The organism is Bacillus nitroreducens (assembly GCF_964021195.1).
Map to the genome: position 1 here is coordinate 638,565 of NZ_CAXHYI020000003.1, position 26,319 is coordinate 664,883.

Consider the following 26,319-nt stretch of genomic DNA (forward strand, 5'->3'; position numbering starts at 1 on the left):
ATATAGAAAGAGGTAATGGAGAGTTGAAAAATAGTGTTTTATTAGGGGCCATCTTATGTTTTATTGCTGCGGTTTCTTGGGGAGCAATGTTTCCAGTAGCACATGCAGCATTTAAGCATATTGATCCTTTTTATTTTACAATCTTTCGGTATGGAGCTGTTACGGTCATACTTGTGGCGATATTATTATGGAGAGAAGGAAAACAAGCTTTTCGGCTTGAGGGGAAAGGACTATCATTATGGTTCTTTGGAACAATGGCGTTTACCGTCTATAATTTATTCATTTTCTGGGGTGAAGATTTATTAGGTGCTCCCGGAGTCATGGTAGCTTCGATTATGGAGTCACTAATGCCAATGATATCGATTGTAATTGTTTGGATGCTATTTAAAAAACGTCCACATTTATTTACATTAGTTTGTGTAATTGTCTCATTTATCGGTGCCATGCTGGTGATTACAAAAGGTGATATATACGCATTTCTTGGAGCGACTGAAGACTTTATCCCATCATTGCTCATATTTATCGCCGTCATTGGATGGGTTATTTATACAATGGGTGGTAGTGAGTTTAGCGGTTGGTCCGCTCTAAGATATTCGACGTTAAGTTGTTTACTAGGAACGATCACAGCTATCGTAGTTACCGTTGGAGTTACACTTACTGGATATTTATCTGTGCCCTCAGTAGACAATATTGTAGCAGTAAGTCCTCACTTATTATTTATGATCATATTCCCAGGAGTAATTGCATTGCTAGGATGGAATATTGGTGTGAGTATCCTATCACCATTAAATGGACTTTTGTTCATTAACTTTGTTCCTGTTACAACGCTTTTAATTTCCATAGTCCAAGGAAATTCTGTAACGATTTTCGACCTACTTGGAACGGTATTTATCATCGTCGCTCTCTTATCAAATAATATCTTTGTCAGGATGACACAAAAGAAAAAAACATTCACACCCGTTCAAACCAATATGCGAGAACGCGCATCCTAACATGCATAAAGCCCATCCAATTATCGGATGGGCTTTACATCTTCCATCATTCAATTGATCCTTAATTTCCCTCCCTAATCTAATTCATAAAACCCACAAACCACTGTCCCTACTGCTTTTGCGGCGACTAATAGCGCATCTTCATCGATATCAAATTTAGGATGATGATTGAAGAATGGATCCTTTTCTCCTTTTGGGGTACAGGCAATGTAAAAGAAACAAGAAGGGAATTTTTTTGCGTAATATGCAAAGTCTTCTGATGGTGCCATTGCAGGAAATTCCTTTACTTCTTTAATATCTTTGTCATTCGCACTTCTTAAATACCCCGCTACTTTTTCGGTCAATTCTGGATCATTATATAGAGGTGGATAATCATTTTCATATGCTAATTCACAAGTCACTCCGAATTCTTCTTCAAGTCCCTTCGCAAGACGTTTTACTTCATGCTCAATTTTTTCTCTTGTCTCCTCAGACATATAACGAATATCACCTTCAAGCTCTACACTATCTTTAATAACATTAAAGGTCCCTTTACCATCAAATGAACCGATTGTAATGACACCATTTTCGAAGGGACTTAGGCGTCTACTTATAATCGTTTGAGCAGCAGTAACAAAATGTGCACCTGCCACAATAGCATCATTTGCTAGATGTGGAGAAGAGCCGTGTCCACCTCTCCCTTGAATTTTCAATTTCATATATGCTCTTCCATTAAAGGAATACCCTCCATGATACCCTACTACTCCTGCAGGTCCCATTGGGAGGAGATGGATTCCAAATACATGATCCAAATCGTCAAGAACCCCTGATTCCACAATACTTTTTGCTCCTCCAGGTGGCACTTCTTCCGCATGTTGATGGATGATTTTAATCGTACCTGGAATTTCATCCTTTAATTGAATTAAACAATCAGCTAGTACCAATAAGTATGCAGTGTGTCCATCATGACCACATGCATGCATGACACCTTCTGTCTTAGATTTAAATGGTACATCTGTTTCTTCAACGATAGGAAGTGCATCAAAGTCTGCACGTAACCCAATATTTTTACCAGCCTTTCCTCCTTTTATGGTTACAACAATACCGTATCCATTGCCAACATTTGATTGTATTTCTACGTCTTTCCCTTTATAGAAATCAAGAATATATTGTGCTGTTTTTTCCTCCTCAAAGGAAAGCTCTGGGTTTTCATGTAGATATCTTCGGATTTCAATAATTTCATCTTTACGTGATTCTAACATCTCCATTAATTGTTTCTTCATGAACACGTACTCCTTTTTCCTTAGCAAAGCCAGAATCTTCGTTCTTTCACGAGTTTATTCGATAATGGGCTCAGGTTCTTTAGATTTTAGTTTTGATGTAAGATTTGGTTTCGTTGTTTTTTCTAGTTTCCCTGCATCTTTTGGTACCATTATAAGAATCGATAGGATCGATAAAATACCAAAGATTACATTGACTATAATCCCTACTGTTGCTGCCCATTCGAGATTACCAGTTGCTGCAATTGTTGCATAAGCTGCTGTTGAGATAGCCACACCAAATGCACTACCTAGTGAGCTTGCCATTTTATAAACCCCAGCCGCTTCACCAACTTTATCAGCTGGAGCATTCGAGACAGATGTATCAGTCGATGGGGTAGCATATATCCCGAGTCCTAATCCAAATAAAGCAAATCCAGTAAAGACCACAACTGTGTAGGTGAAATCTGGTAAGAAAGTTAAACCCATGATTCCTACACCAATTGTTGTAATGGTAGCCCCCCAAATCATAGGAGATTTTGCCCCTACTCTTTGAAGGATTTTCTCACCGACTCGAATCATAGAAAGTACAGTGACTAAATAACCTATCGAAAGCATTCCTGATTGGAATGAACTAAAACCTCGTCCCACTTGAACATAAGTGTTTGCAACAACTAACGTACCCGCAATCGCATTAAGTAGAAAGTTCGAAACAGTAGCACCCGTATATGGACCATTTTTAAATACGGCAAAATCAATAAGAACGATTTTTTTGCTCTTCTCTACTTTAATAAATACAATTAAACCGACAATGGTAACAGCGATGAGCAGCAGTGAAATTGGGCTTGTCCAGCCTAAATCTGAACCATACGTAATCAAAACATTCAATGCAATCATCGTTATGATAAAAATCCCTAAACCAGTGTAATCAAATTTAAAGGCTCCTGAGGATTCTTGCTTACTTTCAGGTGTGTCCTTAAGTAAAAACATCCCTACAACAGCAAATACAATCGAAAATATGAAGATCCATCTCCATCCTAATGAAGTTGCTATTGCTCCACCTGCAAACGAAGCTACTCCAGAGCCCCCCCAGGATCCAATTGACCAATAACTAAGTGCACGTTGCCGTTCTGCACCTTCGAAATATGCTTTCATTAATGCAATGGTTGACGGCATGATACATGCTGCTGAAACACCTTGAATAATTCTTCCTATTATTAGTAATGCTGCGCCTTGAGCCAAAACTAGACATAATGAGCCAATAATACTTAAAATAAACCCAATATAAGCGATCCTTTTCCTCCCTAATTTATCAGCTAGACCTCCTGCAGCAACGATAAACATTCCTGAGAATAAAGCAGATAAACTAATTCCAATGTTCAATGTCCCGAGTGAAATACCTAAATCTTCTTGTACGGCAGGAACTACATTCACGATTGCTTGTGCAAATAGCCAAAATGTAATAACTCCGAACACAATCCCAATAATCATTTTATTTGTACCTTTGTATACTGTTTCTATGAGTAAAACCCCCTTTTTCTCTATATTCCCCCTATGAAATTTCTTAATGCTGAACGGAAAGTTGAAAATAATACCAACCATAAAAAAGGCCTGTATCTTTTTACGATACGGGCCTTTTTCATTCTCACTTTTTCAAATTTAATGACTAGTACAGCACAAATTTCACAATGCACTCAACAACCAAAACAATTTAAACAATCGTTTGATTAAATTTACAAATTGTTGATACACTTAAGGTAACCCATTAAACAAACGTTTGATTAAAAATGGGTTTTCTGGAAATTAACAGATTAGTACAGATTTTTAATGACTTGAATCTCAAGGAAGCATTGATAATTTTTCAGTATACCTTTCTTCATTAAACGGTACATTATTTTTTAATATATCGTACATTTCTTCAACAAGTACCCTTCCGATCATTTCTTTGGAATCTTGTTCAGAGAAACCTAAGCTAACCAGACGTTCCAACGTTTCTTTCGTTGACTTCGGATCATTTATCATAATTTGATTATCTACAATTTCTAAAATTTTTGATTTTAATTTATGGTTTACCAAATGCCTTATCCTCCCTTTTTTGGGTTATCTATAACAAATGTGTATTTTCTAACCTCGTGAGTTAAAAACCAACTTCGCAACTGCTTCACAGTGCACAGTGTGTGGGAACATATCGACTGGTTGCACCTCAACTGTCTGATAGCCACCGTCTTCTAAGATTCTAAGATCCCTTGCAAGTGTTGCTGGATTACATGAAACATATACAACTTTTTTCGGTTTCATTTTTAAAATCGTCTGTAATAGTGCCTCATCACAGCCCTTACGCGGAGGATCCACAACAATGACATCTGCTTCAATCCCATTCTTGTACCAGGAAGGGATTACAACTTCTGCCTCACCTACTGCAAATTCCGCATTATTTATTTTATTCAAGGCAGCATTACGCTTTGCATCCTCAATCGCCTCAGGGACAATTTCAACACCGTACACCTTCTTAGCTTTTTGTGCTAAAAATAAAGATATAGTCCCTATCCCACAATAGGCATCAATCACCGTCTCTTCTCCTGTAAGCTCGGCATATTCCAATGCTTTCTCATAAAGTATCTTCGTTTGTTCTGGATTGACCTGATAAAACGATCTAGCTGAAATAGCGAAGCGAATATCACCAATATTGTCGTAAATATATTCTTCGCCCCAAATAACAGTTGTTTCATTTCCAAAGATTACATTCGTCTGTTTGGAGTTAATATTTTGCACGATTGATTTAACTTCAGGTAACTGGTTGGTAATATCTTCAATCAACTTATTTTTATGTGGAAGATCCTTTGTTCTTGTGATGAGAACAACCATAATTTCACCTGAGACAAGACCATAGCGTGCCATAATATGACGTATTGTTCCTTTATTGCTTTTTTCATTATAGGCTTGGATTCCATATTTCTCACAGATTTCTTTTACTGTTTGTACAACCAAGTCGTTCTTTTCTTGCTGTATAAGACAACTTTTCATATCAATAATTTGATGGCTGCGTTGTTGGTAAAATCCTGCCACAAGGCCACCTTCACGATCAGCAACGGGCACCTGCGCCTTATTCCGATAGCGCCATGGATTTTCCATTCCAAGTACAGGATGTACCATGATATCTTGGAGCTTGCCGATTCGAGTCAACACATCTTGGACTTGTCTTTGTTTTGCTATTAACTGCCCCTCGTAACTAAGATGCTGAAGCTGACAACCTCCGCATTCTTTGTATATCGGACATGGAGCATCAACGCGAAATTTACTTTCTTCGTATAGTTCAATTAACCTACCGAATCCATAGTTTTTTAGAACCTTCGTGATTTTTATTTTTGCTTTCTCACTTGGTAAACCATTCGGAACAAAAATGGGAAAACCCTTAATTTTCGCAACACCAGATCCATCATGGGTAAGATCTTCAAAAGTCACATCATAGTATGTATTTTTTTCAACTGGAGGTTTCAGTTTTGTCATTGAATTTTTCTTCCTTTACGTTCAAAATGCTAGAACTGATTGTAACATATTGGAGGTATGATGCGCCAATGTAGGTTGCTATCTACGTTAAAATAAAAGGCTGTTTTCACAAACTTTGTTGTTATTAACACAATTGATTTCCTCTGCAGGTTGACGCTCCTGAGCGGGCGTGGCTTGAGCCTTCTCAACGAAATGTGGAGGCGGCTTGCACTCAAAACGAGAAAATTGGCCGACTAAAATCGCCACGTTCCTGTGCGCCGAGACTCCGACTAAAAGGTGTATTTTGCCTCTGCAGGAGAAGTTGAAATTTCTTTAGTTTCTAGCCGCTACAACTGGACAATTCTCTAAACACTCCTGCGGGGGCTCAAGTCTCACGCTTCTCTGAGCAGGAGTCGCCTCCTTTCGCTAAAAATCAAAAGATTAGTTTTATCAAATAGCAACACTCTTTAAGAAAAGAGCGAAATAAAAAAATCTGGCCCTCGCCAGATTTTCTATTCTACTCCATACTCTCTGCTTTTTCTTTCGATACCAAAACATTAATATGTTTATATAGATTTACAAATTCGCCTGGTAGCAAACCACCATACTCACCGTCTAAATTGATTTGCATCTTTTCAGTCGGATTGACTTTAACACGGTTCGCTTTCGTGTAAATGACATGAGGGTCATTAATATGCTCCCCACGAATCGCTAGCGTGGCAACCTTAATGAAATCAGCTAAATTAGCCTTTTTTAAAATCAACAAATCAAATAAGCCATCGTTCAACGAGGAGTCGGGTGCTAGCTTTTCAAAGCCACCAACAGAATTCGTTAATGAGACAAGGAATAACATAATTTCACCTTCAAACAACTTTCCATCATACTCAATACTTACTTCAGTTGGTCGAATTGAAGGAAGCATCTCCATACCTTTTAAATAATAAGCAAGCTGCCCGAGCATCGTTTTAAGCTTACTTGGAACTTCATAGGTTAACTCAGTTAACCTACCTCCACCTGCAATATTTACAAAATATTTATCACTTACTCGACCTATATCAATCGGAACTGAATTGCCTTCAATAATTACATCACAAGCACCCTCAATATTTCGAGGTACCCCAATTGCACGCGCAAAGTCATTCGTTGTTCCAACTGGAATCACTCCAAGTGTTGGGCGATATTCTTGCTCAGCCAAGCCGTTGACAACCTCATTGATTGTCCCATCTCCACCTGCTGCAACAACTAGGTCGTATTCCCTTTCAACCGCAATTCTCGCAGCATTAGTTGCATCCCCTGCCCCAGTTGTTGCATGACAGGAGGTTTCATATCCTGCCTTTTCTAACTTTTCGAGCACCTCAGGAAGATGTCGTTTGAATATTTCTCTACCAGAAGTTGGGTTATATATAATACGAGCTCTTTTCATTTTCATCATCCTAAAAATAGATAATCAATCGTTTATTTTTACATCATAGCTTATCCAATTGAATTAATCAATTTGGATATTAGTAAAATAATCCAATTACTACATACGTATTTACTATATCATTTTTATGTAGAAAACACTATTAAGGTGCCCATCGAGCTAATTCTTAGTAATCAAAATGCGCTTTGAGAAAATTCAAAGCGCATTTCATCTTTACAATTTTTCTACTAGGTTTATGGTTACTACATTACTATTAAAAATTGATAGTTTATAAGTACCTTCTCCTAGCTGTTTTGTTCCTTTATACAATTTTTCAGTGGTGCTTTTCTCGTATACTTCATCTGTCTCGTCACGATCCGTTGTATCAATTTTATCCCATTTCATATTGCCATTTTCTAACTCATTATGAGAAACGGCAGATAACAAAATATTACTCTTATCATCCACATGTACGGAAACATTGGCTGCTCCATCTACAATCCAGTTATTTTTAAGCGAACCAGGATAGAGTGAAACATGATTATCCTGTCCGCGAACCTCTAATTGAATTGAATTTGGAACAATAATCGTTGGCTCCATTGTTGTATAAGTAGAAAATGGCCCCACATACTCAGCTGGTTCCTTTAATGTCACGTACAATGTATCTCCGACAACCTTTGTAGTCACATAATCCGTTGTTTCTGAAATAATTGGGTCTGCTTTCGGATGAATAGTTGCCCTATAAACACCAAACACATGCAATTCAGTTGAAGAAGATCCCTCAATTTTACTGGTGACTCCATTTGTCTCAAGGACCACTCGGTTAATGTCCGTTACCAAGTTTTCTTCTACAGCAGGTAAGTCCATCGAACGGTGTTCTGCACCAATCGCACCTTGAACCTCATCAATCAGTCCTACAGACGACAATAGCGTAAATCCAATTCCAATCATCCCAATAATTCCCACAAACAAAATGCTTAAGAAATCATATTTTACAATTGGATCTTCCTGTTTTGATAAAACAAGGTAAACAACAATCTCAATTCCTAGAACAATTAAAATGATCGGCCACCACACAAGCAGTGGCTCTATCATTTGCATCCCCATTATTTGTGAAACAAAAAGGAGAATACCTAACAATATCAAAGATATTCCCATTGATATAGATCCAACACGCCATTTCCTCATCATGCGTTCTCCTTTCGTTTTTTACTTCCGACCATAAGCTTCAAGCCTCCACCAATTAATAGAATACATATGATTGTCCCTTGGAAGTAATCGTAGTAAAAAGATTGGATATCAAAATTAAATGCATTCAAGATTATTGGGCCGACTGTCGGGAGTACAACATTCACAACCAAATAGTAAATCCCTAATGCAATTAGACCAAACCCTACCCATTTTTGATGGTTTACAATATAAGATACAACTGGAACGTCTTCAAGCTCTTCTTCACCATGCTTTGATACCTTCTGAAGGGCATCAAAAAAGCTATAAAACCAAATAATTGGGATTAAAAATAGGAATAGAGACAACCTGAGTTCATCTAGTATATAAATGGCTAATAGAAAGGCAGCCATTAACTGAATACCACGTTTTTGCAGTCCAAGATACAAGTGCCCCGCTCCAGGAAAAATCGCTAAAACAGTTGCTAGAGTCTTGCTTTTTCGCCCTTGTTCTCGTCTTGTTTCTTCAAAATCCTCGATAATCGTTTTATCGACCAATTCTTCTCCACGCTGTTTTTTTCCTACAAGTTGAACAGCATCAAACATGTTGTACACCCAAATGATCGGAAGAATTCCTAGAAACACCATGAATGCACCTTGGTCCGTGAAGACTGAGATAAACACAATCATTGTTCCTAATCCAAAAAATCCGATGAGAAATGTCAAACCACGATTAATCAATCCAAGCTGGAAATGTCCTAATCCTGGGACGAATGATAGGATAATCGTATAAAAGCGCTCTGAATCTTCCGTTTGTGATACAATGTTTCCCTCTTCTCCAACATGCGCAACCTGCTGATTATGTTTACTTTTTTTCATTAAAAACAAAATCATATCTAACACATTAATCGCCGTAACAAAAAAAGAAATTAATAATCCGATAAGGATCACGTCACCGATATATCCGCCAAAAAACCAAATAAATATGGTAAAAAACAATGGGATAAAAGCGCCCATCCCGTATAAATACCCTCTTACTTTTCGATTCACATAAAAATGTCCAACACCTGGTATAAATGATAGAAAAAATGCAAGTACTGGATTATAATTCATCTTTCACCCTCCTTATGATTTACTTCAAATATGTCAAATATGGATAATGCTTTTTCCATCAAACTATCCGTTACAGATTGCCTTTGCTCAGAAAAACTTGATGCTTCCACTACTCCAATAATTCCTGTCATACTTTGGAAGACCCCCGTCGACATCAAAGTTACTGTCACGGTTGCCGCAATTCCATAATGGAAAATTGGGCTTTGCAGGAACGACTTTCTTTTGTTTTCTTTTTTCAAAGCAAGCTTTACAATTACCTCGTCTGTAAAGCTCTCATTTTCGATATCTGGTAATTCATCAGCTTGATTTTCCACTAATTCCATATAGATTTCTAAACATTGATCACAGGAAAACAGATGATTTTCGAGTTCTTCTCGCTTTATTTCTGCTATTTCATTCTTTATATACATGAACCACTCGTTTCTGCTGAAATGACTCATTTAAAATCATCCTCCTTCCAATGTTTTTTCATCCAGTTTCGGGCTCGATACAGTTTTGTTTCAACTGTTTTTACCTCAACTTGTTGCTCCTTGGCAATTTGTTTATAGCTTTTTTCGGCTAAATAATAAGCTTCAATTACATTCCGATAGTTTGCCGGCATATCTCGTAATCTTTTTTTAACCATTTCTTTTTGTTCTTTTCGCAAAAGAGGGACAACGACGTTTTCCTCAGCTGAGGAGACTGGAAGTTCATCAGACTCAAGAATCATTTCCTGTTGCCGCTGTTTCTTCCGTTTCACATCAATTGCATGGTTTACCGCGATTCGAGTCATCCATGCTTTTATCCCTTGTGAGTGGTATTTTGGGAGAGCATAGTAGATTTTGAGAAACACTTCCTGCGAGGCATCCTCGGCATCTTTTTCATGGCGTAAAACCGAATAAATCGCCTTGAAGACTAGATTTTTATATTTTTCAATGAGTAAGCGAAAGGCATGCTCATCCCCTGCTGCTGCCTTCTCAATCAGTTTCTCATCCTCCAATTGCACTCTCCCCCCTCTCTTTCTTTGTCTACCTAATTAGACGAACTAACTTCTACTATACCCTACAGTTTTTATAAAAAAATTATTAAAATTTTTTTAGAATGAAAAAAGACCCTCATTCTAGAAGGTCTCGTAACCAATTATTTATTTCGATTAATTACTTTATAGAGAAAGGTTGCGATTAATGTTGATGGAAAGTTAAGTAGGTTTCCTTGTAGATTGTATTGTAATTGTTGCTCCTCAAAGGACATGTCGTCATACATTTCGTTATGAGTTTTATTTTTTCTCTTTAATTCCTGCTTTGTTGCCTCTATATTGCGATATTGGATGGGGATCATGACTAAAATATAAAGGACTAATACTGCTACAATTATGGTTATAGCCATACCCATTCTTGTTTCCCCCTTATGACAGTACCTATACTTCTATTTACGAATGAAAGGAAGGAAAGTTTCGCAGTACAAAATTTAATGATCTTTTTGTAGTAAACATAGCTTTTGGTTAGACTATATACAGCATGTTTTCCTTATAAATTTTAGAGATTAGAAACAGAAGACAGTCATTAAAATAACGTAAGAGATATAGATTCTGTGTTCATTCGGACTCATAAACAATCAAATGACTGATTTCTGTCAGATTACTACTCAATTTCAGACACAAATCCTCCTGATTCCATAAATACTGTCTGAATCATACTCTCATTTTGACTTCGAAACATTTAATTGCTTCTCTACTGTCAGAATGCCACTCGTTTTTGCACGCAAACCCTCTATGAACCATGTAATACTGTCTTGAATCACACCCTCATTTGGACTCTAAGACGCTTAAATACTTGATTTCTGTCAAAATACTAATCGATTTCAGACTCAAATCCTCCTGATTCAATAAGTACTGTCGCAATCCTAATCACTTTTGGTCACACTTCTCCCTTAAGATCAAAAAGGTGTCAGTATCACCCTCTAATTCGTACTCGAGCACATAATAAGCTTGATTACTGTCAGATCAGATAATAACCAATGTACGATTAACATAAATACAAAAAGGACCCACTTAAAAAGTAGATCCCTTTGATTTTTACAACTTATTCATTTCTTCAGCAAGGATTTTGTTAACCATTTGTGGGTTAGCTTGTCCTTTTGTTTGTTTCATGACTTGTCCCACTAGGAAACCAATTGCCTTTCCTTTTCCGTTTTTAAAGTCTTCTACGGATTGTGGGTTGTTCGCAATAACCTCAACGATAATTTTCGTTAAGGCTCCCTCATCAGAGATTTGAACTAGACCTTTTTCCTTTACGATCGTTTCTGCGTCTCCGCCTTTTTCGATAAGCTCTTTAAAGACGGTTTTCGCAATCTTAGAGGAGATGGTGCCATTTTCAATTAATTTAATCATGCCTGCAAGGCCAGCTGGTGTTAAGGCAATTTCATGTAATTCCTTCTGCTCGGCATTGAGGTAACCTGAAACTTCACCCATAATCCAGTTTGAAGCTTGCTTTGCATCTGCACCGTTCGCAACTGTTTCTTCAAAGAAATCAGATGTTTCCTTTGTCACTGTAAGAACAGCGGCATCGTACTCAGGAAGTCCAAGCTCTTCAATATAACGCTTTTTACGAGCATCAGGAAGCTCAGGGATTTCAGCTCGTACCCTTTCCATCCACTCATCATCAATATAAAGTTCCACTAGGTCTGGCTCTGGGAAGTAGCGGTAATCATCTGATCCTTCTTTTACACGCATTAAGATGGTCGATTTTGAAGATTCGTCATAACGTCGTGTTTCTTGTCCGATCACTCCGCCTGCTGATAATACCTCTGCCTGGCGGATTTCTTCATACTCAAGACCATTTTTAACAAAGGCAAATGAGTTCAAATTCTTCAACTCTGTCTTTGTTCCAAACTCTTTTTGTCCAACTGGGCGTAGAGAGATATTAGCATCACAACGAAGTGAACCCTCTTCCATTTTACAGTCAGACACACCTGTGTATTGGATAATTGATTTTAATTTTTCCAAGTATGCATATGCTTCATCTGGTGTACGAATGTCTGGTTCTGATACGATCTCAATTAATGGTGTTCCTTGACGGTTTAAATCAACTAAAGAGTAGCCTCTGCCTGAGTGAGTCAGTTTACCTGCATCCTCCTCTAGGTGAAGACGAGTAATCCCAATCTTTTTCTTTTCACCGTTTACTTCGATTTCAATCCAACCATTTTCACCGATCGGCTTATCAAACTGAGAAATTTGGTAAGCTTTAGGATTATCAGGATAAAAATAATTTTTACGGTCAAATTTTGTTTCCTGGTTAATCTCACAGTTTAACGCCATAGCCGCTTTCATTGCCCACTCAACTGCTTTTTTATTTACAACAGGAAGAACACCTGGGTATCCTAATTCAACAACACTTGTTAACGTGTTTGGTGCCGCACCAAATGCGTTGGGTGCACTTGAAAATATTTTTGAGTTGGTTTTAAGTTCAACGTGAACCTCAAGTCCGATAACTGTTTCAAATTTCATTTTAGTTTCCCCCCTTACAATTGTGGTTTTTGTTTATGATGATCAGTTGCCTTCTCGAACGCATCGGCAACACGATAAATTGTGCTTTCATCAAAATGCTTACCAATAATTTGAAGCCCTAATGGTAGTCCATTTGAGAAACCACAAGGTACTGATATTCCTGGTACACCAGCAAGGTTAACTGGTATTGTGAGAATATCGTTTGCATACATTGTAAGTGGATCATCCACGTTTTCACCAATTTTAAATGCTGGTGTTGGTGTAGTAGGTCCGATGATGACATCATATTTTTCAAATACGTCTTCAAAGTCTTTCTTAATTAATGTACGAACTTTTTGTGCCTTTTTATAATACGCATCATAGTATCCTGAACTTAGTGCGAATGTACCAAGCATAATACGACGCTTTACCTCGTCACCAAAGCCCTCGCTTCTTGAAAGTTTGTACATATCTAGAAGATTCTCTGCATTGTCCGAACGGTATCCATAACGAACGCCGTCAAAACGAGCTAGGTTCGCAGATGCTTCTGATGAAGATAATAAATAATATGTTGCTAGTGCATATTTTGAATGAGGAAGTGAAACTTCTTCCCATGTTGCACCTAGTCCTTCAAGAACTTTTAGGGCATCTAATACAGATTGGCGAACTTCTTCATTCACACCTTCACCAAGGTATTCTTTTGGAACCGCAATTTTTAGCCCGTTAACGTCACCAGTTAAGGCAGATACATAGTTTGGTACGTCTACATCTGCTGAAGTAGCATCCATTGGATCTATACCAGAGATTGCCTGTAATAGATATGCATTATCCTCAACAGTGCGAGTAATTGGTCCAATTTGGTCTAAAGATGAAGCAAACGCAATTAATCCAAAACGCGACACTCGACCATATGTCGGCTTTAATCCAACCACTCCACAAAATGCAGCAGGCTGACGGATGGAACCACCTGTATCAGAACCAAGTGAGAATAAAACTTCCCCCGCAGCAACTGCTGCTGCAGAACCACCACTTGATCCTCCTGGAACACGGTCAAGATCCCATGGGTTTTTCGTTACTTTGAAGCTAGAGTTTTCATTTGATGAACCCATCGCAAACTCATCCATGTTTAACTTACCAACCGTTACCGTTTGGGCATTTTGGAGTTTTTGAACAACTGTTGCATCATAGATTGGATCAAAGTTTTCTAGAATTTTACTAGCAGCCGTCGTACGAAGACCTTTGGTTACAATATTATCTTTCACACCAATTGGCATTCCAAATAATAAGCCTAAATCCTCGTTCTTTCCTAATGCTTCATTTAATTGTTTTGCATACTCTCTTGCATTTTCTTCATTTAATGTTAAGAAAGCTTGTACTTTTTCATCAACCGCATTGATTCTCTTAAATGATTCACCAACAAGGTCAGATACTGAAATTTCTTTTTTATGTAATAAAGAATGTAATTCAGACACTTTGTGCTCAAATAGTGACACCTTTTATCCCCCCTTTTATTCAATTATCGCTGGTACGCGAAATTGACCATCTTTTGCATCAGGTGCATTTTTTAATACTTCTTCAATAGGTAATCCTTCTTTAGCGACATCTTCTCGCATTACATTTTTAACAGGAAGAACATGTGAAGTTGGCTTCACACCTTCTGTATCTAGTTCATTTAATTGCTCTGCAAATGAAATAATCGCATCTAACTGTTGTTGGAACATCTTTGCTTCATCCTCTGTTACAGCCAAACGCGCTAAGTTTGCAACATGCTTAACTTCTTCAATCGAAATCCTCGACATTTTCCTTCACCTCCACCGTCCATACAATATACTGATAATATCAAAATTTACTCTATTTCGGCAACATTTCCTCTCTCATTCTTCCCAGTTTCGACATGAATCAATTCGAAAAATCGAGTTGGGCAGATATTTTTCTTTTAGACAGGAAATTTGTTATAGTAGGATTACAAATATTAGCATTTGGAGTGATTGTAATGGAAAGGATTACTTCTGTTGAACAATTTAATGAAATTATTCAATCTGAAGGTGCAGTTATTAAGTTCGATACAACTTGGTGTCCTGATTGCCGACGCCTAGAAGCGTTTATCGGTGAGATCCTCGAAACTCACAATAGTGTCCCTTGGTACAGCATGGACAAGGACGATTTCCCTGAGATTGCCGAAAAATATCAGGTAATGGGAATCCCAAGTCTTCTTTATTATAAAGGTGGAGAAAAGCTTGGCCACTTACACAGTGCAAATGCAAAAACTCCTGAGCAAGTAAAAGAATACTTAGAAGGATTAGGAATCTAGGAACAATTGCGCAAGCGACTTGAAAAAGAAACATCCTCGACCTACACATGTCCTGTATAAACCGTCGATGCAACACAACCTTAGAATACCTTGTATTTTCATGGTGGGATGCTTTTCTCATGAGTCCTTACTTGTTGAAAAAATAATAGGCCGTTACCTGCAAAAATTGCAGGAACGGCCTTTTTTTTTACGCTTTTTTTAGTTTCTCTTTTACCGAGTCAAATTCATCTTGGATTTCTTGAGATGGTGCTTTTGTAACCAAGCTAACAACGATAATGGAGATGAGGGCAAGTAGGAAACCTGGAACGATTTCATACAAACTAAATGGAATGACAGCCTCCCTAATAACCTCACCAGCTTCATTCAACTTAGGTGTAGATAATATACTCCAGACAACGACTGTAACTGCTCCTACGATCATTCCGGCTAATGCTCCCCAACGATTCATCCTTTTCCAGAACAGGGAGAGAATGATAACAGGACCAAATGCAGCTCCAAATCCTGCCCACGCATATCCAACCAAATCTAAAACCTTACTATCTCGGTCATAACCTAAGAAAATAGCAACTATTGCTATCACAAGGACTGCAATTCTACCAACCCACATTTCTTCTTTCGGACCAGCATCTCTTCTAAAGATCGCTTTATAGAAATCCTGGGTCAATGCACTTGAAGAAACAAGTAATTGGGAATCAACTGTACTCATAATCGCTGCAAGAATACCTGCCAATAAGAATCCAGCCACCCACGGGTTAAATAACACTTGTGAAAATTCAATGAAAACAGTCTCAGGATTTCCAAGTGGTGTCTCTGCAAAATAAGCAATACCTGTGAATCCAATAAAAATTGCTCCGAATAAAGATAAAACCATCCAAGTCATCCCAATAAATCGTGCCTTAGGAATTTCTTTTGTCGATTTAATTCCCATAAATCGAACGACAATATGAGGTTGACCAAAATAACCTAGACCCCATGCTAACAACGAAATAATTCCTAGAGTAGTTGCACCAGACATGACATCTAAATAACTTGTGTCTATGGCTCCAATTTTATTAACCGTCTCACCCCATCCACCAAGCTCATAAATGGTTACAATCGGGATAATAATTAAAGCCAGGAACATCAAAATACCTTGAACAAAGTCCGTCCAGCTTGCTGCTAGGAAACCACCAAAGAAAGTATAGGAAAGTATAACGGCAGCTCCAACCCAAAGGGCGAGTTCATAGTCCATCTTAAATGAGCTTTCTAATAGAATCGCTCCTCCGACGAGACTAGCAGAAGTATAGAAGGTAAAAAATACTAAGATGACAACCGCGGAAATAATACGTAGAAGCTTTGATCCATCACGGAAACGGTTCTCAAAATAATCTGGTACCGTAATTGAATCCTTTGACACCTCTGTATACACTCGGAATGGTTTCGCAATAAATTGCCAGTTCAGGTAGGCCCCAATCGCTAAACCTACTGCAAGCCAAATTTCGCCCATTCCACTTGCATACATTGCACCAGGCAAACCAAGCATGAGCCATCCACTCATATCAGATGAACCTGCACTTAGAGCAGCAACTCCTGCACCTAGCCTTCTTCCACCTAGCACATAGTCAGTTAAATTTTTCGTCATTCTTGCAGCAAGAATACCGATGACTAGCATTCCTACTAAATAGATTATAATAGCTGTAAACGTTTGTGGATTAATATCCATGTTTAGACATCCTCTCCTCTTTCAGTAAATAGCGTGATTGCAGATAGTACAATTAACGATAACATTGGCACGAGTAACCAAAACCAAGTGGCACCTGTTAAACTATATTCCACCCTTTCACCCCCAAAAATTTTGTTATCCATATACCTATGCAGTCATATACAATTTCATGATTATTCCCATTATTCAATATCAACCACAAGGTAAACTAAACACCAATTAATCGTAACACATCATTATTATTAGAACAGTTGTAATTATCAGATAAAAATTTTTATATTTATATTTATTCAATAGTTTGCATTAATTTTAACTCTATGAACCTAATAACCTAATATCTATTCATGAAAACGAATAAAATTAAATTGAACTTTTTATGAAAACGAATAAAATTAAATTGAACTTTTTATGAAAACGGGCTATAAATTTGTCATTTTTCAGAAATACTGAGAAAATAAATAGTAAATAAATTTTTATAGAAATGGGAGAATCCGATGAAAGTTAAAATTAATCGTAATGCTGCAAAGGTAATGAAAAAAATGCTCGAAAGTGAAGAATCTGAAGGTAAAATGCTTCGTGTTGTCATTACAGAGATGCACGGGGACCACGCACATTATGCGCTCCAATTCGATAATCCTACAGAACATGATGAAATTGTAAAAACCGATAAAGACATTGAGGTTCTTCTAGATACGAGGGATGCAGAATTTTTAGACGGAGTTTGGATTCAATTCTTCTATGTTCCTGAAGAACAATTTGTAATTACAAACCCGAAAAAAGGCCATCATCACCACTAAAACCTGCTTTGATATGTTTAGCTCGGAGAATCGTCCGAGCTTTTTTATATAAAAAAGTCAAGAGACATTTTTACCACATTACATAACATTATCTTTATCACTTCTTATAAATTGTAAAAAATGGGTGTGTTTACTGTAAATTGAGTCTGCAAGCAAAGTATTTATTGTATATTGTTACTAGATTGGAAGCTTGGTTATCCAATCCATACATTAATGATTTGGAGGTATTGAAAACAATGAAAAAGAACTTATTGTTTAAAATTGGAGCCTCTCTACTAGCAATATTCTTAATGACAGCTTGCAGCAGTGAAGATACAGACCAACAGCCAGATACGGAAGAAACAAATGTAGAACAAACAGAGGTTGGAGAAAAAGAGGATACAGATTTAGCTCTGGACAATTTGTAAACATGTCTTAGTAAAATACCAAACGCCCTCTCATTTTAAGCGAGAGGGCGTTTCTTTTGCACTTATAACATTTCTGAAATTGTTTTTGCTTGCATGTGAAGTAGAAGATAATCAGGGCCACCTGCTTTTGAGTCAGTTCCTGACATATTGAATCCACCAAATGGCTGATAGCCCACAATTGCACCTGTACATCCACGGTTAAAGTATAGATTCCCAACATGGAAGTCTTCTTTTGCCTTTTCAATATTGGCACGATTGTTTGAGATAACGGCACCAGTTAATCCGTATTCCGTATTGTTTGCGATCTCAATGGCATGGTCAAAATCACGAGCTTTACTGAAAGCTACGACAGGGCCAAAGATTTCTTCTTTCATGATACGAGCATCTTCCGCCACATCAGCAAAGATGGTTGGTTGGATAAACCAGCCTTTGGAATCATCTCCTTCACCGCCGTGAAGCAGTTTCCCTTCTTTCTTCCCAATTTCTATATAACCCATAATCTTGTCATATGCACCTTGATCATTTACTGGTCCCATAAAAGTCGATTTGTTAGTAGGGTCACCTACCATGAGTTCTTTTGTTAATTCAACAGTACGAGCTAAAACCTCATCATAGACTTCTTCAAGAACAACTGCACGGGAACAAGCTGAACATTTTTGTCCAGAGAATCCAAATGCAGACGCAACGATTGATTTAGCAGCTAATTCTAAATCTGCTTCTTTATCTACAACAATTGTATCTTTACCACCCATTTCAGCGATTACGCGCTTCAACCAAATTTGACCTTCATTTAATTTAGATGCACGTTCATAAATTCGAAGGCCTACATCACGTGAACCCGTAAAGCTAATGAAACGAGTTCTCGGGTGATCAACGAGAAAGTCACCAACCTCAGAACCACTACCAGGAATATAGTTCACTACTCCAGCAGGTAATCCTGCTTCTTCAAGGACTTCCATGAATTTCGCAGCAATGACTGGAGTTGTACTAGCCGGTTTTAGTAAAACTGTGTTTCCAGAAACTAATGCAGCAGTTGTCATACCAGCCATAATAGCAAACGCAAAATTCCATGGAGAAATAATAACTCCAACACCTAATGGGATATAAGTAAAACGATTATGCTCAATTGGACGGCTTTCTACTGGAATTCCATCCTTTAATTTCAACATTTGACGACCATAGTACTCCATGAAATCAATCGCTTCTGCTGTGTCAGCATCGGCTTCATTCCATGGTTTCCCCGCTTCTTTAACCAGTAATGCCGAAAACTCATGCTTGCGACGACGAACAATTGCAGCCGCTCTAAATAGTATATCAGCACGCATTTCTGGGCTTGATTTCCTCCAAGTTTGAAATGTCTTATCAGCAACCTGCATGGCTTTTTCAGCTAGCTCACGATTTGCTTTCGAAACATTTCCAACCACTTCTTCTTTATTCGCAGGGTTAACAGAGACGATTTTATCTTCAGTTGAGATTCGTTCACCACCAATGATTAGATCATAATCATTGCCTAAATATGATTCTACAGTTTTTAGACCAGCCTCAAACGCTTTGCGATTCTCTTCAATTGAAAAATCTGTAAATGGTTCATGTTTATATGGAACTACCATTCTACTTCGCCTCCCTTATAGTCTAAAACGTAACAATTTCATTCTACTAAAATAAAGCGCTTTCTTCAAACGAGAATAATAAGTCGCAATTTTCTTTCTTTAATCTCTGCGAGTGTATTTTCAAATCTTGTCAACAATTACAAAAAAGAAGACCCAACCTGATGGCTAGATCTTCCTTTCGTAAACTTGTTGTTTTATGACCATTGACTTACGTTTTTGAGATGGGCTTGGTACCATTTCCTTTTAGTCGAGCCACATACTAAGACAATGTATACATCTCAAGGAAGCCCCGCTTTTCGTTTCAATCTATTTGGTCGAATTTCCACCTCAAAAGCATCAATCCTTTAAAAAAATCCTTAATTATAGACATGTACTGTAGGTTCGGTTTCACCCGCATCTCTGATGATGACACTTTCTGCCTCGCCTTCAGATTCTATATATACTTGAAGTGAAATATAGTTTTCAAAATGCTCCATAATCAAACCTGTTACATATTGTGTAAACCCAATAACTTCTGCTTTCCCATAAAATTGCATAGGAACCGTCAGAGTTAACTCCTGTAACTCATCATTTTTATAAAAACCTTTACCAACTACCGCCGTAAAGTTAGGAAAGAATTCGGCAATGGCATCAGAAAAATTCTGTACCATTAAAGCATCTTCACGATAATTGTTTGTTGCATCAGAAGATGGGAAAAAGTAATACTCTTCATTGATGGCTTCCCATTTTCCAATTTTAGAGGAATTAGCATCTACCTTTGCTTTCATAATAAAGTTTCCAGGTGCCACTGAGTTTACCGCTTCCTGCTTGAATAAAGCGACAATAATAGGAACATCACGAATTCCTGCATATTCTTCTCCAGAACGAATTCGATTAATGATTTCCTCAGCTGCTTTTTTACCTTCTCGCTCAATGTCAGCATCGGAGATTTTTACATCTCTTGGGTAACCACCCATTCCAGCGGGAAGATTATAATAATGGTGGGAGTTCATTCCAATCCCAATCACTACTCCTCCAACCTCTAATTTGTCTTCGTTATTTTTGATTAAATAATTCTGCTCCGTAATCGTCGCAATATAAATCGGACTCTTTGTCATTTCCGCTTCATAGTCAGGATTATTATCCGCCACATCAAAAACTGGATTTAATCCCTCATTCGGCAAGGTCCTTACCTTTGTTTTCTTAGCTTTTGCAGTATTCTGTTCATAGGCTTCCTGTTGGGCAGGAGATCGTTTTCTCCTTAACCAATCTCGTATTGTATCTTTCTCTATATATTGTCCTTCTTGAAAAAAGTATTTATTGGCTGGAAATGAGTCTTGAGCAATACGCATCAGTCCTGTTTCAAACTCATCAATATCCACCCGGTTATTAAGACCCGCTGCAACCATCCCTCTTGCCTTGCCTGTTTTATAAGGGATGACAGCCTTATAATAAGAATCTGAAATATTGTACCTAGGAATAATCGCTTTTTCACTCTTTTTATCTGAGTCCTGAATGACCTCTGTTTCTTGGTCAAATTTAGGAGCACACCCAGATAAGAGTAGCAACACCGACAAACCTAGCAAATATAGGTTTTTCAATCCAAGCACCTCTTACTTCCTTAGTTCTTGTACCAGTCTATCCTCATCCCAAATTTCAATTTGTAATTGTTCTGCTTTTGCAAGCTTTGAACCAGCCGCCTCACCTGCAATTAGTAAATCTGTGCTTTTACTTACGCTTCCTGTAACCTTTCCACCAAGCGCCTCAATTTCAGCTTTCGCCTCATTCCTCGTCAGTTGCTCGAGCTTCCCAGTGAGAACTATAGTCTTCCCAGCAAAATAAGAATCACTGTCCTCTACTGAAATTAGCTTTGGACCTTTGTACTCCATATTTATACCATATTGACGTAGTTCATTTAAAAGGTCTTGAACATCTGGAAGTTCAAAATAAGTGACAATCGCATCAGCCATTTTTTCACCGATTTCATCAATGGCTGTAAGCTGTTCCCTTGTAGCGACCTGCAATCTATCCATCGTTTCAAAATGCTGAGCCAGGGTTTTCGCAGCTTTTGCACCCACATGGCGTATACCTAAACCGAATAATAGCTTTTCTAACGAATTTGATTTGGATGCTTCAATGGCTGACAGTAAATTATCAGTCGACTTTTCGCCCATTCTTTCCAGTTTTAGCAGCTGTTCTTTTGTTAATGTGTAGAGATCTGCCACATCCGAAATCAATTTTTCATCAAATAATTGTGAAATCACCTTTTCACCAAGACCATCAATATTCATCGCATTTCTTGAAACAAAATGAATCATGCCTTCCCTAATCTGGGCAGGACATTTTGGGTTAATACAACGTAACGCGACCTCGCCCTCTAAGCGGACTAACTCACTTTCACATTCAGGGCAATGTGTCGGCATAAAAAACTCAGATTCTTCCCCAGTCCGTTTATCAACAAGGACGTTTACAACTTCAGGAATGATATCTCCCGCCTTTTTCACAACAACTGAATCGCCTATTCTGATATCCTTTTCGCGAATTAAATCCTCATTATGAAGTGAAGCACGCTGTACAGTTGTACCAGCAACTCGAACAGGCTCTAAGATGGCTGTTGGCGTAATAACCCCTGTTCTTCCAACGCTTAGCTCGATGTCAATTAGCTTAGTCACAACCTCTTCTGCAGGGAATTTATAAGCAATCGCCCAACGCGGACTTTTCGCCGTAAAACCAAGTTCATCCTGTTGATCGAAAGAATCAACCTTAATGACAATCCCATCAATATCATACGCAAGAGATGGACGCTTTACTGTCCATTCTTCAATATAATCGAGCACTTCTTCAATCGTGTTACATTTCCTACGTTCACGGTTTGTTTTAAAACCAACTTCATCCAATAAATCAAGGCCTTCACTATGGGAATCTACACCTAAATTTCTTGTATCAGCTATACTATATAAAAAGATATCTAGATTCCGACTTGCTGCAATTTTGGGGTCAAGCTGACGCAATGAACCTGCTGCTGCATTTCTTGGATTCGCAAACGGTTCTTCTTCATTTTGAAGTCTAGCTTCATTAAGCTTTTCAAATGAACTTCTTGGCATATATACCTCTCCACGCACCTCGATATCGACTGGCTTTTTTAAGCGAAGAGGAATTGAACGAATCGTCTTTAAGTTAACCGTAATATCTTCACCAATTTCACCATCACCACGAGTAGAACCTTGTACAAAGCGGCCCTGTTCATAACGAAGAGACACTGCAAGACCATCAATCTTTAACTCACACACGTAAGAAATAGAGTCACCCACAGCTTGTCGGGCACGGCGGTCAAAATCGCGCAAATCTTGTTCATTGAATGCATTTCCTAGACTTAACATTGGAATGCGGTGCTCAACTTTTTGGAAGGATTCCAGGACTTGTCCACCGACACGGACCGTAGGAGAATCGCCTGTCTTTAATTCTGGAAACTCTTCCTCAAGTTGTATTAGTTCTTGCATCAATCGATCATATTCCGCATCTGGTACAGAGGGCTTATCCAACACATGGTATTCATAATTGTACTGATTTAGAAGCTCATGTAGTTCATGAACTCGCGCTTCTGCTGACATTTTTTCCATACATCCAATCCTCTCTTTCTTATTGCACTTTTGTGATTGGAGCAAATTTTGCAAGCAATCGCTTGATTCCAGTTGGACTAGGGAAAGCAATATCCAATTCCTTCGATTCCCCGTCTCCTTTCACACTTACAACCGTACCTATTCCCCACTTTTTATGTTCCGCTTTATCGCCAACCTTCCAGCCAATTTCATCTCCACCCGTAGACTGTTCGATAGGTCTTGCAAATACTCTTTTTTCTGGTTGTCTTGACGGCGTAGAGGATGAAGAAAATGGCGTGCGCATTTGCTGTCGACGCTGCTCACCTAAATCTTCAATAAGATCTTCAGGAATCTCCGCTATAAAACGTGATACAGGATTCATTGATGTTCGACCATACAAGGTTCTCATTTGTGCATTTGTTAAATATAATTCTTCCTCGGCTCTGGTAATTCCCACGTACGCAAGTCTGCGTTCTTCTTCCATCTCCGCCTCTTCCATAAGGGAACGACTATGCGGGAAGACCCCTTCTTCCATTCCCATTAAAAATACTACGGGGAACTCAAGGCCCTTGGCAGAGTGCAGAGTCATAAGCACAACTGCATTATTTTTATCATTCTCATCTTCATCCAGTTTATCAATGTCTGCTACTAAAGCTAAATCTGTTAAGAAACCAACAAGGCTCTTGTCATCATTTGATTTCTCAAAGTTTTGTGTAACGGATAAAAACTCCTCAATGTTTTCAATTCGACTCTGAGATTCAAGTGTTTTTTCTGCTTTTAATATTTCCACATATTCAGTCTTCTCTAAAACATTCTCCACTAATTCAGTCACAGATAAATAATCTTGCATTTGCCCCCAATTGTGGATTAAATCTCTGAATTCACGCAATGAATTCGTGATTTTGGCACTTAATCCAATTTGCTCAACTTCTTGCAATGCTTGAAACATTGAAAGGTCATGGGCAATCGCATAATTTGCAATTTTATCGATAGAGGTTGCACCAACTCCACGCTTAGGAACATTGATGATTCTCGCTAAACTAATATCATCATCTGGATTTGCAATGACGCGTAAGTATGCCAATAGGTCCTTGATTTCTTTACGGTCATAGAATTTGATCCCGCCCACGATTTGGTAGTTAATATTGGATTTTAGTAGGACTTCCTCCATTACACGGGATTGGGCATTGGTCCGATATAAAATCGCAATATCTTTATAGGAACGTTTTCCTCCAGCAACGAGTTCACGTATTTTCCCTGCAACAAATTGTGCTTCTCCCGATTCACTGTCAGCACGATAATATAATAGCTTTTTACCCTCATCATTTTCCGTCCAAAGATTTTTCGCTTTACGATTCATATTATTTTGAATCACTTGGTTAGCTGCTTGTAGGATTCGCTTTGTTGAACGATAATTTTGTTCAAGCAGAATGACCTTTGCATTTTTATAGTCTTTTTCGAATGAAAGGATGTTGGTAATATCCGCACCACGCCAACGATAAATAGATTGATCTGAATCACCAACTACACATAAATTCTGAAAACGTGATGCTAGAAGTTTCACTAGAAGATACTGAGCACGGTTTGTATCCTGGTACTCATCCACATGAATATACTGAAATTTACGTTGATAGTATTCCAAGACATCTGGTACCGTTTTAAATAGCTGAATGGTCGTCATGATTAGATCATCAAAATCAAGTGCCTGATTTTTACGAAGCTTCTTTTGATACAATTTATATACGTCACTTACAACTTGCTCATACATGCCACCCGCTATCTTCTCATAATCCTCAGGTGTCTGTAATTCATTTTTCGCGCTACTAATCGTTCCAAGAATTGTACGTGGGTCGAATTTTTTTGGATCAATGTTTTTCTCTTTTAGTATATTTTTGATAACCGATAGTTGGTCGGTTGTGTCCAAAATTGAAAAATTACGAGTAAATCCTATGCGATCAATATCTCTTCGTAAAATACGTACGCACATTGAGTGAAATGTAGAAATCCAAATATCTTCAGCCGCACCACCGAGTATACCTTGCACACGGTCCTTCATTTCTCTTGCTGCCTTGTTTGTAAAAGTTATCGCTAAAATATTCCAAGGTGCTACTTCCTTTTCCACCATCAAATAGGCTATACGGTGTGTTAGAACTCTTGTTTTTCCACTCCCAGCACCTGCCATGATTAAAAGTGGACCATCTGTTGCTTTTACCGCTTCTTGTTGTTGTTCGTTTAACCCCGATAACAATTTATCAATTAAAAATTGCAATTTTTTCACCGTCCTATTTCAATCTCGTACATACGTTCTATTTTATCCGATTTTGAATAAACTTTCCATTCCTATTCCTTAACAGCTTCTACTGTTTTTAATGCTGCATTCAGATCTTCATAGATAACATTTCCAACAACGACTGTGTCAGCAAATTGACTCATTTTCTTTGCTTGTTCAGCGGTTTTGATTCCACCACCATAAAACAGCTTTGTTGATTGAAGTGTATCACTTACAGCCGAAACAACTTCTTCATCCCCGTAAGCCCCGCTATATTCTATATAGAAAATAGGAAGAGAAAACATTTTTTCTGCCATCGTTGCATAGGCCACAACATCTTCTTTCGATAAAGCGGCATTTGCGTTTGTTAACTTTGCTGCTTTACAGTCTTCATTCAGAATACAATAGCCCTGCATGATCATTTCTTCCCAATCCATAACGTCTCCATATTCCCTTACTGCTTCATGATGTAATCCCATCATCCATTTTGTATCATGACTATTTAAAACAGTTGGAATAAAATATAAATCAAAGCCAGGGGTAACTGACTCGATATTCGAAATTTCTAATACAACAGGTACGGTATAACGGCGGATTCTAGACATTAAGTGAAGGACATTATCCAATGTAACCCCGTCACTTCCGCCAACGATGATAGCATCCGTACCTGATTCACAAACAGCTTCTAGATGTTCATCACTAATTTCCTTATTCGGATCAAGTTTAAAAACATGTCTCCATTCTCTAAAATCGTACATGAAGATCCTCCATTCATCATTCCATTT

At 38.1% G+C, this 26,319-nt stretch carries 23 protein-coding genes; 4 read left to right on the forward strand and 19 right to left on the reverse strand.

Going from position 1 to position 26,319, the window contains the following annotated elements:
* Nucleotides 1-23: 23 nt before the first annotated feature.
* Complete coding sequence (locus ACWPVE_RS06840; protein ID WP_453991941.1) at nt 24-992, forward strand: DMT family transporter; 969 nt, start codon at nt 24-26, stop codon at nt 990-992.
* Nucleotides 993-1,066: 74 nt separating this feature from the next.
* Here the strand turns inward: ACWPVE_RS06840 and ACWPVE_RS06845 are convergent, their stop codons facing one another.
* The 13 genes from ACWPVE_RS06845 to gatC all read right to left on the reverse strand — a co-directional run bounded on the left by ACWPVE_RS06845 (nt 1,067) and on the right by gatC (nt 14,659).
* Entirely contained in the window at nt 1,067-2,254 is a 1,188-nt protein-coding gene (locus tag ACWPVE_RS06845) for an amidohydrolase (RefSeq protein ID WP_453991943.1), read from the reverse strand.
* Between the two features lie 54 nt (nt 2,255-2,308).
* Complete coding sequence (locus tag ACWPVE_RS06850; RefSeq protein WP_453991945.1) at nt 2,309-3,721, reverse strand: MFS transporter; 1,413 nt, start codon at nt 3,719-3,721, stop codon at nt 2,309-2,311.
* A 348-nt stretch (nt 3,722-4,069) separates the two neighbouring features.
* Nucleotides 4,070-4,306: a hypothetical protein gene (locus ACWPVE_RS06855; RefSeq protein WP_453991947.1), complete on the reverse strand. Its 237-nt coding sequence runs from the start codon at nt 4,304-4,306 to the stop codon at nt 4,070-4,072.
* Nucleotides 4,307-4,354: 48 nt separating this feature from the next.
* Nucleotides 4,355-5,737 (reverse strand): 23S rRNA (uracil(1939)-C(5))-methyltransferase RlmD, encoded by a 1,383-nt coding sequence (gene rlmD, locus ACWPVE_RS06860; protein ID WP_453991949.1) that lies wholly within the window; start codon nt 5,735-5,737, stop codon nt 4,355-4,357.
* 496 nt (nt 5,738-6,233) lie between these two features.
* Nucleotides 6,234-7,139 (reverse strand): diacylglycerol kinase, encoded by a 906-nt coding sequence (locus tag ACWPVE_RS06865; protein ID WP_453991951.1) that lies wholly within the window; start codon nt 7,137-7,139, stop codon nt 6,234-6,236.
* A 213-nt stretch (nt 7,140-7,352) separates the two neighbouring features.
* On the reverse strand, nt 7,353-8,306 hold the full coding sequence (locus ACWPVE_RS06870; protein ID WP_453991953.1) for a hypothetical protein: 954 nt from the start codon (nt 8,304-8,306) through the stop codon (nt 7,353-7,355).
* Nucleotides 8,306-9,397 (reverse strand): hypothetical protein, encoded by a 1,092-nt coding sequence (locus ACWPVE_RS06875; RefSeq protein ID WP_453991955.1) that lies wholly within the window; start codon nt 9,395-9,397, stop codon nt 8,306-8,308. The genes ACWPVE_RS06870 and ACWPVE_RS06875 overlap by 1 nt, the downstream gene beginning before the upstream one ends.
* Nucleotides 9,394-9,837: a hypothetical protein gene (locus tag ACWPVE_RS06880; protein ID WP_453991957.1), complete on the reverse strand. Its 444-nt coding sequence runs from the start codon at nt 9,835-9,837 to the stop codon at nt 9,394-9,396. The genes ACWPVE_RS06875 and ACWPVE_RS06880 overlap by 4 nt, the downstream gene beginning before the upstream one ends.
* The gene (locus ACWPVE_RS06885) at nt 9,834-10,376 is read right to left on the reverse strand and encodes a sigma-70 family RNA polymerase sigma factor (RefSeq protein WP_453991959.1); all 543 of its coding nucleotides are present in this window, start codon (nt 10,374-10,376) and stop codon (nt 9,834-9,836) included. Before ACWPVE_RS06885 ends, ACWPVE_RS06880 begins: the two co-directional genes overlap by 4 nt.
* Nucleotides 10,377-10,516: 140 nt before the next feature.
* The gene (locus ACWPVE_RS06890; RefSeq protein ID WP_453991961.1) at nt 10,517-10,768 is read right to left on the reverse strand and encodes a DUF3949 domain-containing protein; all 252 of its coding nucleotides are present in this window, start codon (nt 10,766-10,768) and stop codon (nt 10,517-10,519) included.
* 682 nt (nt 10,769-11,450) lie between these two features.
* Nucleotides 11,451-12,881, reverse strand: coding sequence for an Asp-tRNA(Asn)/Glu-tRNA(Gln) amidotransferase subunit GatB (gene gatB, locus ACWPVE_RS06895; RefSeq protein WP_453991963.1), 1,431 nt, complete (start codon nt 12,879-12,881; stop codon nt 11,451-11,453).
* A gap of 14 nt (nt 12,882-12,895) precedes the next feature.
* Nucleotides 12,896-14,353 (reverse strand): Asp-tRNA(Asn)/Glu-tRNA(Gln) amidotransferase subunit GatA, encoded by a 1,458-nt coding sequence (gatA, locus tag ACWPVE_RS06900; RefSeq protein ID WP_453991965.1) that lies wholly within the window; start codon nt 14,351-14,353, stop codon nt 12,896-12,898.
* Between the two features lie 15 nt (nt 14,354-14,368).
* On the reverse strand, nt 14,369-14,659 hold the full coding sequence (gene gatC, locus ACWPVE_RS06905; protein WP_453991967.1) for an Asp-tRNA(Asn)/Glu-tRNA(Gln) amidotransferase subunit GatC: 291 nt from the start codon (nt 14,657-14,659) through the stop codon (nt 14,369-14,371).
* Nucleotides 14,660-14,853: 194 nt separating this feature from the next.
* Between gatC and ACWPVE_RS06910 the strand changes: the two genes are divergently transcribed.
* A complete protein-coding gene (locus ACWPVE_RS06910) occupies nt 14,854-15,171 on the forward strand; it encodes a thioredoxin family protein (RefSeq protein WP_453991969.1) in 318 nt (105 codons plus the stop codon).
* Between the two features lie 187 nt (nt 15,172-15,358).
* Here ACWPVE_RS06910 and putP read toward each other — a convergent pair whose 3' ends face one another.
* A complete protein-coding gene (putP, locus tag ACWPVE_RS06915; RefSeq protein WP_453991971.1) occupies nt 15,359-16,873 on the reverse strand; it encodes a sodium/proline symporter PutP in 1,515 nt (504 codons plus the stop codon).
* 494 nt (nt 16,874-17,367) lie between these two features.
* Between putP and ACWPVE_RS06920 the strand changes: the two genes are divergently transcribed.
* Nucleotides 17,368-17,670 (forward strand): iron-sulfur cluster assembly accessory protein, encoded by a 303-nt coding sequence (locus ACWPVE_RS06920; RefSeq protein WP_453991973.1) that lies wholly within the window; start codon nt 17,368-17,370, stop codon nt 17,668-17,670.
* A gap of 236 nt (nt 17,671-17,906) precedes the next feature.
* Nucleotides 17,907-18,077: a hypothetical protein gene (locus tag ACWPVE_RS06925; protein WP_453991975.1), complete on the forward strand. Its 171-nt coding sequence runs from the start codon at nt 17,907-17,909 to the stop codon at nt 18,075-18,077.
* A 62-nt stretch (nt 18,078-18,139) separates the two neighbouring features.
* Here ACWPVE_RS06925 and pruA read toward each other — a convergent pair whose 3' ends face one another.
* The 5 genes from pruA to ACWPVE_RS06950 form a co-directional block, all read right to left on the reverse strand.
* Entirely contained in the window at nt 18,140-19,687 is a 1,548-nt protein-coding gene (pruA, locus tag ACWPVE_RS06930; protein ID WP_453991977.1) for an L-glutamate gamma-semialdehyde dehydrogenase, read from the reverse strand.
* A gap of 356 nt (nt 19,688-20,043) precedes the next feature.
* Nucleotides 20,044-21,267: a CamS family sex pheromone protein gene (locus ACWPVE_RS06935; RefSeq protein ID WP_453991979.1), complete on the reverse strand. Its 1,224-nt coding sequence runs from the start codon at nt 21,265-21,267 to the stop codon at nt 20,044-20,046.
* Nucleotides 21,268-21,279: 12 nt separating this feature from the next.
* Nucleotides 21,280-23,286, reverse strand: a complete 2,007-nt coding sequence (ligA, locus tag ACWPVE_RS06940; RefSeq protein ID WP_453991980.1) for an NAD-dependent DNA ligase LigA — start codon at nt 23,284-23,286, stop codon at nt 21,280-21,282.
* A 19-nt stretch (nt 23,287-23,305) separates the two neighbouring features.
* Nucleotides 23,306-25,534, reverse strand: a complete 2,229-nt coding sequence (gene pcrA, locus ACWPVE_RS06945; protein ID WP_453991982.1) for a DNA helicase PcrA — start codon at nt 25,532-25,534, stop codon at nt 23,306-23,308.
* A gap of 71 nt (nt 25,535-25,605) precedes the next feature.
* Complete coding sequence (locus tag ACWPVE_RS06950; RefSeq protein WP_453991984.1) at nt 25,606-26,292, reverse strand: heptaprenylglyceryl phosphate synthase; 687 nt, start codon at nt 26,290-26,292, stop codon at nt 25,606-25,608.
* Between the last annotated feature and the right edge of the window lie 27 nt (nt 26,293-26,319).